This window comes from Mesorhizobium sp. M1322 (assembly GCF_040318085.1).
Lineage (GTDB): Bacteria > Pseudomonadota > Alphaproteobacteria > Rhizobiales > Rhizobiaceae > Mesorhizobium.
Window position 1 is genome coordinate 38418 of record NZ_JAMYLP010000040.1, and the last position, 12035, is coordinate 50452.

Here is a 12035-nt window from a genome sequence, read left to right on the forward strand (position 1 = left end):
CTTCACCCGCCCCATCCTTCACTCGCAAAGTGTTTTGAATTCTACCTCCCGCCAAGCTGTTGGGCGAGCATATAGCCCGAGGCAGCACCGGTGCCGGCGCCCGGCCATGTTGCAGCACCGGTGAGATGCAAATTCCCCACCGGCGTGTTCCAGCCGGCATAACCGCGCGCCGGACGAAACAGGAAATTCTGCGCTAGATGGTGGCTGCCGCAGATCTGGTCGCCGCCGACGAGGTTGGGGTTCTCGCGTTCAAGGTCGAGGGGCGAGAACACGGCGCGGCCGAGTATCTTCCGGCGAAGACCGGGCGCATAGGTCTCGATGATGTCGAGAACGCGTTCGGCGTAGCATTCCTTGACCTTGTCCCAGTGATCCGGCGCGATCTTGCCGGCCGCATCGCCAAGGATTTCGGCCGGCAGCATTCGCACCTGTACCCACAGAACGTGCTTGCCTTCCGGCGCCCGCGCCGGATCGACCGCGGTCGGCTGGCCGACGACCAGCACCGGCTCGTCCGGCAGCATGCCGGACATTGCCTGCTGGTAGGTACGCGACATGGCGTCGAGCGAAGGCGACAGATGGACATAGGCGAATTGCCGAAGCGCGGCGCCGGCGCGCCAGTCCGGCAGATCGTCCAGCGCCAGATGGATCATCATCGTGCCCGGCGCATGGCGGAATTTTTTCATGGCCGTGTCGAAGCCGGCGTCACCGGAACCATCGGGCAGCAGTTTGCCGGCCAGCGCCCCGGGTGCAACGCCGGCGATGACCGCCTTAGTGGCGGTATGGGTCTCGCCGGCAGCGAGCCGCACGCCGGTCGCCTTGCCGGCGGAAACCGTGATCTCGGCCACCTCAGCCCCGGTGACAATCTGGCCGCCGGCAGCGGTGAGTATGCCCGACAGTGCGCGGACGATGGTGTCGGCGCCGCCCTTGCCGAGCACCATGCCGAAGCACTGGTTGGCCATGGACTCAAGGTATGGGAACACCGCGCCGCCGGCTATGTCGGGGGCGAAGTCGAGATGCATGCCCCAAATGGCGAGCGTCGCCCTGACATGCGGCGACTCGAAATTCTCCTCGAGCCACGCGCGGGGTGAGGAAAGCAGCAGCCGGCCGGTGTCGAGCGCGCCGGCAAAACCCTTCTTGCGCCACAGGTTCCAGGCGGTGCCGGCCAGCGCCCGCCCGCTCATCGGCGAGCCCAGCAGCCGGAACAGGTGCTCGGCCTCGGCCGGGAAAGCCGCGACCAGGCGGCGCCATGTGGCGGCATCGGCCGCCGAAAAAGCCGCCATCCGCGAGGCGGTCGTTTCCAGGTCGTTGCTGACGCCGAACCAGCGACCGTCAGGGAAAGCGCTGGCGAAGCAGTCGGCTACCGGCGCAAATTCCAGCCCGTGTTTTTTCAATTCATTTGCATATTCCTTGTGAAAGGCCGAGCCGGCGAACAGGCTCAGATTCATCGCGCCGAAATCGTGCCGGAAGCCCGGCAGCGTGAATTCGCGGGTCTGGGCGGCGCCGCCGATTGTTGCGCTGCGCTCGAAAATCGCAGTTTTCCAACCCTTCAACGCCAGATGCGCGGCGCATGCCAGACTGTTGTGGCCTGCCCCGACGAAAATGGCGTCAAACTCGCTCACACCCACCCAACCCATTTCCTTTATGCTTAAAGATAATTGCAGATGCATATGTTTTCGTCTAGTAGGATATTAAGAGCCGCAACGAGCCTTCAGAGCCATCCAAGAAGAGGGAACAGAGACCATGGACACGCAAAAACTCCTCGGCGAGGTCGCCGGCCAGCTTCTTTCAGGCGCCATCCAAGTGGTCGACCTGACGGCGCCGCTCGGGCCCAACACGCCGCTAATCAAGCTGCCGCCGGAACTCGCCGTCGACACGCCGAAGGTCGAGATCCACGCCATCTCCCACTATGACAAAAGCGGTCCGTGGTGGGCCTGGAACTGGCTAAAACTCGGCGAACACTCGGGCACGCACTTCGACGCGCCGCAGCACTGGATTACCGGCAAGGATTATCCGGACGGCGCCACCGACACCATTCCGGCGCAGAACTTCGTCGGGCCGGTCAATGTCATCGACTGCTCCAGCGAAGCCGCCGCCGATCACGACTTCCTGCTCACCGTCGACCACATCAAAGCGTGGGAAGCCGAGCACGGCGCGATCAACGCCGGCGGATGGGTGGTGATGCGCACCGACTGGTATAAGCGCAACGGCTCGGAAGCCGAATTCCTCAACGCCGACGAGACTGGACCGCACACGCCCGGACCGACGGCTGAGGCCATCCAGTACCTGATCAACAAGGACATCAAGGGCTGGGGCAGCGAGACGATCGGCACGGATGCCGGCAAAGCAGGGGGAATGGAGCCGCCATTCCCGGCACACAGCCTGATGCACAAGGCGAACCGCTACGGTCTCGCCAGCCTCTGCAATCTCGACCGGCTGCCGCCGAAAGGCGCGATCCTGATCGCCGCACCGCTCAAGATCGAGCACGGCACCGGCAGCCCGATCCGCGCGCTGGCGTTGGTGCCGAGACAATAGGACGAGGTGGCGGTCTTCGGGAGAAGATCATGATTGTAGGCAACGCTGTAGTGACAAATTGGGAGGGGCAGCCTTGCAAAGCTGCGGCTCTACGGCGCCCCCCTCTGTCCTGCCGGACATCTCCCCCTCAAGTGGGGAGATTGGCGGCTTCGGCGCCCCGCTCGTTCTTGCAACGGTGCAGATTAGCGGAAGCAGTTGCGACGGCCAATCTCCCCCCAAGAGGGGGAGATGTCCGGCAGGACAGAGGGGGGCGCCGTAGAGCGCCCGACCTCTTACCTGAACTCCATCTCCTTTCGGCGGAGCCCAACCGCCCATGACAGCCCCCGATCACATCATCGTCGGCAGCGGCATCAACGCGCTGGTCTGCGCGGCGATGCTTGGCGGCAAGGGGGCCAAGGTGCTGGTGCTCGAGCGCAACGACCGCATCGGCGGCTGCATGCGCACCGAGGAGATCACCGCGCCCGGCTTCATCCATGACGTGATGGCGACGACCTTCGTCCTGTTCATCACCTCGCCGGCCTATGCGGCGCTGGGCAAGGACCTGGCGCGGCACGGCCTGGAATTCTGCAACACCGGCACGCCCACCGGCGTGCTGCGCCCGGACGGCAGCCATGCCATCCTGCGCACCGACCGCGCCGCCAATGTCGCGGGGATGGATACGATGACGGCAGGCGACGGCGACCGGCACGGCAGCGATGTCGGTGAGATCGAGCGCAATGCCGGCCTGCTGTTCGGCCTGCTCGGCGGCAGCCTGTGGTCCTACCCCACGGCAAAGCTGCTGGCGGGCGAGGCCTGGCGGCGCGGGCCGCGTGGGCTTGCCACCTTTCTTGGCGAAGCGCTGGTGCCGGCGCGCGGCTGGCTCGAAAGCACCTACCAATCCGAAACCACCCGCGCGCTGTGGGCGCCCTGGGTGCTGCATGCCGGTCTCGGGCCTGAAGACGCGTTCTCCGGCCAAATCGCCAGGGTTATCGCCTTCGCGCTGGAAGCGGCCGGCGCGCCGATCGTCAAGGGCGGCGCCAGGAATCTGCTGTCCGCCTTCGAGGCGCTGATCAAGGAGCGCGGCGGCGTGATCCGGACTGAAGGGGACGTTGCCTCGATCATCCAGAGCGGAGGCCGAGCCACCGGCGTGCGGCTGGCTTCGGGCGAAACAGTCAACGCGAACAAGAGCGTGATCTGCTCGGTCACCCCGACCCAGCTCTACGAGCGGCTGCTCGGCGACGTGGCTCCGAAAGCCGACCTCGAGGCAGCGCAAAAATACCGCTACGGCAAGGGCAATTTCCAGATCCACTACGCCTTGGACAAGCCGCCCGCATGGCGCGGCGACGGTCTCGACAAGGTCGCGCTGCTGCACCTGACGCCGGGGCTCGACGGCGTGTCGAAAGCCTGCAACGAGGCGACGCGCGGCATGCTGCCGGAGGTGCCGACCATCTGCGTCGGCCAGCCGCACGCGCTCGATCCGTCGCGCTGTCCAGACGGCAAGGCAATCCTGTGGCTGCAACTGCCCGAAGCCCCACCCCATATCAAGGGCGATGCCGCCGGCAAGCTGCAGACCCCGGCCGACGGCCGCTGGACCGACGCGCTGCGCGAGACCTATGCGGATCGCGCCGAAGCGATCCTCGCCAATCATATCGACGGGTTCAAGGACAGCGTCATTGCACGCCGCGCCTATTCGCCGGCCGATCTGGAGGCGATGAACATCAATCTGGTCGGCGGCGACCCCTATGGCGGCTCCTCGACCATCGATCAGTCGTTCCTGTGGCGGCCGTTCAAAACGAGCCGCAACCACGATACCGGGATAAAGGGCCTCTACCATATCGGCGCCTCGACCCATCCCGGCGCCGGGCTTGGCGGCGGCTCTGGCTTCCTGCTGGCGGGGAGGCTGTGATGGAACAGAAAGTTGAAAAGCGCCAGCGCATCTCGACACTGGGCCAGATCGGCTTGCAGCAGTTCGCGCCCTATCTGATGAACCGCATCATGGGCCGCTATAACGCCACCTTGCGCGACGATTTTCGCAAGCATGGCCTGACCATTCCGCAGGTGCGCACACTCGCCGTGCTGTCGGTCGCCGACGGCGTCACCGTCAACGACCTCTCGGTCTATACTGTAATCGAGCAGTCGACGTTGAGCAGGACGCTCGACACGCTGGAGGGGCAAGGGTTTGTGCGGCGGGAGCAGGGGGTCACCGACAGCCGCATCCGCCACGTGTTCCTGACCGACGACGGCCGCGCCGAATTCGCGCGCGCCTGGCCGGCCATGCACGATGCGTTCGAGGCCATGTTCGACGACGTCGATGATGCCGAATATGCGGCGCTGATCGCGACATTGCAGAAGATGCTGAAGAACATCCGCAAGCACGACATCTGACTATCTTACGCGCCGCCATCCGGGCGGTAACGGAAGGAGCAAAAAAAAATGGCCGAACGGTCTTTTGCCAAGGAAGTCGAAAAGCTCAGGCTCGGCGCCGGCGAGGAGTTTTCCGGCGAAGGCATCCTCGCCATCACCAAGGCGCTGCTGCAATGCGGCGTCGGCTATGTCGGCGGCTATCAGGGCGCGCCGATCAGCCATCTGATGGATGTGTTGGCCGACGCGCAGGATATTCTGGGCGAGCTCGGCGTGCATTTCGAGGCGAGCGCCTCGGAAGCGACCGCCACCGCCATGCTGGCGGCATCGGTGCATTATCCGATCCGCGGCGCGGCGACTTTCAAGTCGACCGTCGGCACCAATGTCGCGTCGGACGCGCTCGCCAATCTCGCCTCCGGCGGCGTCACCGGCGGCGCGCTGATCATCGTCGGCGAGGATTACGGCGAAGGCTCCTCGATCATGCAGGAGCGCAGCCACGCCTTCGCCATGAAGAGCCAGGTCTGGTTGCTCGATCCGCGGCCGAACCTGCCGTCGATCGTCAAGGCGGTGGAGGACGGCTTCGAGCTGTCCGAGGTTTCCAACACGCCGGTCATGCTGCAGGTCCGCATCCGCTGCTGCCATGTCCATGGCCGTTTCGTCGCCAAGGACAACAAGCGGCCGGCGATGACGGTGGCCGATGCGCTCGACGCGCCGCGCCGCGACACCGGCCGCATCGTTTTGCCGCCCGCCTCCTTCCTGCATGAGAAGGAAAAGGTGCAGAAACGCTGGCCGGCGGCGATCGATTTCATCCGCACCAACAAGATCAACGAGTTCTTCGGTCCCGAGCACGGCTCGGTCGGCATCGTCATGCAGGGCGGCATGTACAATTCGGTCATCCGGGCGCTGCAGCGCCTCGGCCTTGCCGACACTTATGGCGACACCGACGTGCCGCTCTATGTGCTGAATGCCGTCTATCCCTTGGTCGACGACGAGTTCCTGTCCTTCTGCGAGGGCAAGGACGCTGTGCTCGTCGTCGAGGAAGGCCAGCCCAATTATATCGAGCAGGCCTTTGCCGCGATGCTGCACAAGGCCGGGCGCGGCACCAAACTCGTCGGCAAGGAACATCTGCCGATGGCTGGCGAATATACCGGCCAGGTGATGCTCGACGGCATAGGCTCGTTCCTGCGCGCCACCATCCCGCATTTGCTGCCGGGCGAGGTCCGCGCGCCGAATAAGATCGGCGACGGGCTCGACACCGCCGACCTGATCAATGTCGTCCCGGGCCGCCCGCCCGGCTTCTGCATCGGCTGTCCGGAGCGGCCGATCTTCGCCGCCACCAAGCTGGTCGAGCAGGAGCTCGGCAAGCACCACATCGCCTCCGACATCGGCTGCCATCTGTTTTCGATCATGCCGCCTTTCGAGCTTGGCGCCACCACCATGGGCTATGGGCTGGGGCCGGCCTCGGCGTCGGCGTTCAATTCGCCGGACGCCAAGCGCCGGTCGATCTCCTTCGTCGGCGACGGCGGCTTCTGGCACAACGGCCTGACCTCGTCGATCGGCAATGCTGTGTTCAACAAGAATGACGGCGTCATTGTCATCGTCGACAATTTCTATTCGGCGGCGACGGGAGGGCAGGATATTCTTTCATCCCGCGCCGGCAACAAGACGAAATCGACAAAGCACCCGATCACTGAGGCGGTGAAAGGCATGGGCGTCAAATGGCTGCGCCACATCGATCGCACCTACGACGTCACCAAGATGCAGGACACGTTGCGCGAGGCGCTGACGACGGACGAGAACGGCCCGAAAGTCATCGTCGCCTCGTCCGAATGCATGCTCAACCGGCAGCGCCGCGAAAAGCCGCTGGTCGACAGGGCGATCAAGGGCGGGACAAGGATCGTCAAACCGAAATTCGGCGTCGACGAGGACATCTGCACCGGCGACCATGCCTGCATGCGGCTGTCTGGCTGCCCGTCGCTTTCGGTGAAGTCGCTGGACGATCCGCTGCGTGACGATCCGGTGGCGCATATCGACCAGAGCTGCGTCGGCTGCGGCAATTGCGGCGAGGTCGCCGATGCGGCGGTGCTGTGCCCATCCTTCTACCGCGCCGACGTGGTGCACAATCCGAGCCGCTGGGACCGTTTCCTGGAAGCCGCGCGTCGCGCCACGATCAGTCTCTTGCAGCGGCGCCGTGAAGGCCGTCGCCTGACATTCGCCGATGCTTGACGCCGTCCCTCCATCGCGCTCGAAAGCCGGTGCTCGCGAAGACGAGCGCGTCATCAAGCTTGCCGTGCTGGCGGTCGGCGGGCAGGGCGGCGGTGTGCTCGCCGACTGGATCACCGACGTCGCCGAGCGCAATGGCTATGTCGCGCAATCGACCTCTGTCGCCGGCGTCGCCCAGCGCACCGGCGCCACCATCTATTATGTCGAGATGTGCCGCGACACCGGTCGGCTGCCGGTCTTCGCGCTGTCGCCCTCGCAGGGCGACGTCGACATCCTGATCGCCGCCGAACTGATGGAAGCCGGCCGCGCCATCATCCGCGGCTTCGTCACGCCCGAGCGCACCACGCTGATCGCGTCGTCGCACCGCATCGCCGCCGTGTCGGAAAAGATCGAGCCCGGCGACGGCCGCGCCTCGTCCTCAAAGGTGCATGCGACAGCGGAAGCGGCAGCCAAGCGCTTCATCGCCTTCGACATGGAGAAGATCGCTGCAGATAACGGCTCGATGATCTCGGCCAGCCTGCTCGGCGCGCTGGCGGGGTCAGATGCCTTGCCGTTCACCCGCGAGAGCTACGAGCAGGCGGTCAGTGCCGGCGGCCGCGGTGTGAAGGCCAGTCTCGCCGCTTTCGGCGCCGCCTTTGATCGCGCCCGTGACATCACGAACATGCCACCTCCAGGCGAAAAAGCTGCGGAGCCGAAAGTTGCCGAAACCGCCCTTGCCGTAGCGGCAAGAGTGAGCGGCCCGGAAAGCCTGCTGAAGGGCTGGCGGCACCTTGCGGCGCGCGTCGATGCGCTGCCGCTTCCCCTGCACGATATGACGCTTCGCGGTCTGAAGAAGGTCGTCGATTATCAGGACATCGCCTATGGCGGCGAGTATCTCGACCGGCTAGACCGGGCGGTCGTCCTGGATACGGCCGAGCATGACTACGCGCTGTCGATTGCCGCGGCAAAGCATCTGGCCAACGCCATGTGCTACGACGACATGATCCGCGTCGCCGACCTGAAGACGCGCTCGACGCGCGACCAGCGGGTGCGCCGCGAGGTCGGCGTCAAGGACGGTTCGATCCTGCAGGTGACCGAATATTTCCACCCGCGCATCGAGGAATTCTGCGGCACGCTGCCGGCGGGGCTGGGCAGCTACATCGAGGCGCGGCCGAAGCTTGCCGCCTTCCTCGACCGCCGCATCAATCGCGGCCGCCGCATCCGCACCGACAGTTTCGCCGGCTTCGCCGCGCTGTGGTTCATCGGCGGCCTGCGCCGCTGGCGCCGCCGCCTGCTGCGCCACAAGGTCGAGACCGCGCATCTCGAGCGCTGGTACGCGCTGGCGCTCAGCCATGTCCGGGAAGACTATGCGCTTGGCACGGAGATCCTCAACTGCCGCCGGCTGATCAAGGGCTACAGCGACACCCATGTGCGCGCCCAGTCGAAATTCGACCGGGTGCTGTCGGCGCTCGACCTGCTCAAGGACCGGGACGACGCCGCCGACTGGATCAGGCGCCTGCGCGAAGCGGCGTTGAAGGACGAAAAGGGCGACCTGCTCGACGGCGCACTGAAGACCGTGGCGTCGCTGGGCGATGGTGCCGTTTCGTCCAGCTGATCGGCAGATCCACGTGACGCTTGCGTGGCTCGAACACGCGACGCCATCGCATTCCTGCCGGTCTGATGACCGACGCTGTTGCGTTGCTGGCGGAGCGACCCGTTCGGTCGCCGGGCTTCCTGTGGATACCTACGGAATGCAGTGCTTCTCGATGTCGCGCGCCGTGAACTCTGCTGCTCGGTGCCAGGCTTCGTCGGTATCTCCCCGGTAGGTGAGGTATCGATCGCAGACAGGCTTGTTGTTGTTCAAATCCAGCACTGCAAACTTCACCCAGCCAACCAGCGTGCTCATCTTGTGCATCTGACCGATCAGGAGATATTTCGCGCTGGCTGTTCTTGCCCGCTTCGAGAGATCGACGAGGCCGGGGTCCTTGATGGTGCACCGTTCTGCCTGACAGGGTAATGCGACGAGGTCGATCTTCTGATTGCCCGAAAGACCATCCTGCAAGGCAACGCCAAATGCCTTCAGTCGCGCTTCGTGTTCAGCGGTCTGGTCCCTGACTTCGCCGGGTGTATCCTTGAACTCGAAATCCGCGACAGCGAGGGTTTTTGGCTCGACGACATCGGCAAACGCGGCCGACGCAAGTACGCCAGCGCCTATCAGGATCAGGAGAAATTGTCCGTACTCAAACTGTCGAAATCGAACTTCTGCACATTGCACCTTGAGCATCTCGTTCTCCAAGGTTGGGACGATAGCAATCCCAGCGGCGGTGCCCATTTTCTTCGCGTTGTTGGAAGACGCGGAAGCAAGCGCAAACTACCCGGTTCTATCGCAACATCAACTTTCCACCCGTTGCGATAGGCCAGGAATCATATGCGCTTGTTTTTCTTGGTGCCGAGCCGCCTCGGCTATCGCTCCTTCGGTTGCGCGAGGAGTCCGAAATCGCGCAAGCCGCAATTCAGTCGTGGAGCCGTTTACTGGGTGGACTCCACCTTGGCGACAACGAGCTTGCCTTGGGCACGCGAGATTTCGAGTGCCTGGCCGGCCCCTGCCGACTCGCCCGGGACCGAGATCACGAACGCCTGGCCCTCGGTGAGGGTCGCGACGAAGCGTACTGGCAGGTTTTCTTCGCCCGCCGCCATCGTGGTGACCACCCGGTAGCCGTCATCCGCCTCCGTGTAGTAGACGACGCCGTGGAAGTTGCCGAGATCGACGCTCCCACCCTGACGGGCCGTGAGTTCGCCGGCAGAAGCGGAACCTGCCACAACGCAAAGCGCTGCAAGAACTGTGTATCTGAACATCGTATTTCTCTCCATTTAGAATTGCTGTTCGGCTGGATGCTCGCCTTCGGCTGCATCCAATAAAATCACGCTGCGAGCTGATCCTCGCGGGCCGCCGCGATCATCACATTGGCGAGCAATCCGTAGGCCGCCTCCCATGCCTCGCGCACCGGCGACGTGAAAGCCGTGCCAAGGCCGGCCGCCAGCGTCTCGATGAGCGCTTGCCCGACGATCGGGCAATGACGCTCCTCGACGCCGTAGGTCACGTGACGCTTGGCGAGCACGCGCACCGTCGGGAGGATGGTGTCGGCACGGTCCAGTCCGTGCACGACGAAGCCCAGGCTCGCCATCAGCTTGGCGCCTTGCTTGGTCATGTCCGTCACCGGAAACAGCGCGCGAAGATCGGCATCGATCGCGAACAGGCGTTCATAGAACACCGCCGCGGCAGCCACGCGGATCGGGACAACCTCGCGAAAACTGTCCTGGACAAGTCTGATCTGGTCGGGTGTCATCGGCGACGCTCCTGCGTTCCTGGCTTGGGGTGACCATCGCCCCAAAGCGTTTCGCGTGCATGTCGCCTGCGCGCAGGTGTGTTTCAGTTGTGTCTCATTTGGACTTCAGTTCGCGCTCACTTGTCTTCTTTTTCTGTAGAGGCGTGCTGAGGGTGCCCATGCGCCGGGCTCATCCCGTCGGCACCGGACATGGTCGTAGTTGAAAATCTAGGCGCGCGCCGGCTTGGAACCGCATCGGCAGTCGGTCATTATATCGGGGAGCCGACGGCTCCTCCCCTATACCCCGGTTCGGATGGAGAAATCATGCTGCGGACATTCATTGCTTCGTCTTTTCTTCTCGCCATCGGTGCGCACTCGACCACGCTCGCGCAGGATGCTTCCAGCAGCATCGAGAGCGAAACCGGCCGCATTGCGGTCGAGACCTTTGCCGAAGGGCTCGAACATCCCTGGGGCGCGACCTACCTGCCCGACGGCGCATTGCTGGTCACCGAGCGTCCGGGGCGCCTGCGTCTCGTCTCGACCGATGGGGCCGTTTCCGATCCGATCGACGGAGTGCCGGACGTCCTCGCCAGCGGACAGGGCGGGCTGCTGGATGTGGCGCTCGATCCGGGCTTTGCCAACAACCGGACGGTTTATCTCTCCTACTCGGAGGAACGCGGCGGCGGCGCGGCCACGTCCGTCGGTCGTGGACGTCTGAACGAGAACGGCAGCGCGCTTTCGAACTTCGAAGTGATCTTCCGGCAGGAACCAGCCGTGTCCAGTCGGTACCACTACGGCTCCCGCCTGGTATTCGCGCCGGACGGCAAGCTCTTCGTCACGCTCGGCGAGCGCGGCAAGGCGCAACAGGCGCAGGACGCGAACAATCATCTCGGCACGGTGGTCCGCATCAATCCCGATGGCTCTGTGCCTGACGACAATCCCTTCGTCGGCAAGGACGGCGCCGACGAGATATGGTCCTACGGCCATCGAAATGTGCAAAGCGCAGCGATCCATCCCGAAACCCGCGTGCTCTGGACGGCGGAAATGGGACCGCGCGGCGGCGATGAGCTGAACATTCCGGAAGCAGGCAGGAATCACGGCTGGCCCGCGGTCAGCTGGGGCCGGCATTATTCGGGCGAACGCATCCCCGATCCTTCGACCCGGCCGGAGTTTGCCGACTCCATCCATAGCTGGACGCCCGTCATCTCGCCTTCCGGCATGACCTTCTACACCGGCGACATGTTTGCCGATTGGCGAGGCGACCTCCTGATTGGCGGACTGTCGGCGGAAGGCATCGTTCGTGTCAGGATCGACGGAAAGCAGGTCGCCGGCGAGGAAGTCCTCGCTCTCGGCAGGCGTATCCGAGACGTGGTGCAGGCTCCCGACGGCGCCGTAATGGCGCTGACCGACGAGCCGGCGGGAAGGATATTGCGACTGTCGCCGGCAGCGTCGCAGTGATCCCAGTCGGCGCCGCAGACATGATGTTCTGAAACGTTGGGATTGATCGCGCTGCGACATCCGACGTCTTGGAGGCCGGCTGTATCTAAGTGTCTGAATCAAAACGACTGGTGCAATTTCAAGGTCTTGCGAGGCGACGCGTGAGCAGGCGGATGTGGGCGATGAAGACCCAGGCTTCGG

General features: G+C 64.3%; 10 protein-coding genes. 6 read left to right on the forward strand and 4 right to left on the reverse strand.

What is annotated here, in order from left to right; translation table 11 throughout:
* Nucleotides 1–41: 41 nt before the first annotated feature.
* On the reverse strand, nt 42–1616 hold the full coding sequence (locus tag NKH12_RS16585) for a phytoene desaturase family protein (RefSeq protein ID WP_352954123.1): 1575 nt from the start codon (nt 1614–1616) through the stop codon (nt 42–44).
* A 121-nt stretch (nt 1617–1737) separates the two neighbouring features.
* Between NKH12_RS16585 and NKH12_RS16590 the strand changes: the two genes are divergently transcribed.
* From NKH12_RS16590 to NKH12_RS16610, 5 genes are all read left to right on the forward strand, one after another.
* Nucleotides 1738–2529, forward strand: coding sequence for a cyclase family protein (locus NKH12_RS16590; protein ID WP_352954124.1), 792 nt, complete (start codon nt 1738–1740; stop codon nt 2527–2529).
* A 313-nt stretch (nt 2530–2842) separates the two neighbouring features.
* A complete protein-coding gene (locus NKH12_RS16595) occupies nt 2843–4414 on the forward strand; it encodes a phytoene desaturase family protein (RefSeq protein ID WP_352954125.1) in 1572 nt (523 codons plus the stop codon).
* A complete protein-coding gene (locus tag NKH12_RS16600; RefSeq protein ID WP_352954126.1) occupies nt 4414–4893 on the forward strand; it encodes a MarR family winged helix-turn-helix transcriptional regulator in 480 nt (159 codons plus the stop codon). Before NKH12_RS16595 ends, NKH12_RS16600 begins: the two co-directional genes overlap by 1 nt.
* A gap of 48 nt (nt 4894–4941) precedes the next feature.
* A complete protein-coding gene (locus NKH12_RS16605) occupies nt 4942–7095 on the forward strand; it encodes a thiamine pyrophosphate-dependent enzyme (RefSeq protein ID WP_352954127.1) in 2154 nt (717 codons plus the stop codon).
* Complete coding sequence (locus NKH12_RS16610) at nt 7088–8686, forward strand: indolepyruvate oxidoreductase subunit beta family protein (protein WP_352954128.1); 1599 nt, start codon at nt 7088–7090, stop codon at nt 8684–8686. The genes NKH12_RS16605 and NKH12_RS16610 overlap by 8 nt, the downstream gene beginning before the upstream one ends.
* A gap of 129 nt (nt 8687–8815) precedes the next feature.
* Here the strand turns inward: NKH12_RS16610 and NKH12_RS16615 are convergent, their stop codons facing one another.
* The 3 genes from NKH12_RS16615 to NKH12_RS16625 form a co-directional block, all read right to left on the reverse strand.
* Entirely contained in the window at nt 8816–9403 is a 588-nt protein-coding gene (locus NKH12_RS16615; protein WP_352954129.1) for a DUF2380 domain-containing protein, read from the reverse strand.
* Between the two features lie 197 nt (nt 9404–9600).
* Nucleotides 9601–9927: a hypothetical protein gene (locus tag NKH12_RS16620; RefSeq protein ID WP_352954130.1), complete on the reverse strand. Its 327-nt coding sequence runs from the start codon at nt 9925–9927 to the stop codon at nt 9601–9603.
* A gap of 65 nt (nt 9928–9992) precedes the next feature.
* A complete protein-coding gene (locus NKH12_RS16625; protein ID WP_352954131.1) occupies nt 9993–10418 on the reverse strand; it encodes a globin family protein in 426 nt (141 codons plus the stop codon).
* Between the two features lie 303 nt (nt 10419–10721).
* On the opposite strand from NKH12_RS16625, the gene NKH12_RS16630 reads away from it, so the two are divergent.
* A complete protein-coding gene (locus NKH12_RS16630; protein WP_352954132.1) occupies nt 10722–11855 on the forward strand; it encodes a PQQ-dependent sugar dehydrogenase in 1134 nt (377 codons plus the stop codon).
* Nucleotides 11856–12035 lie beyond the last annotated feature (180 nt).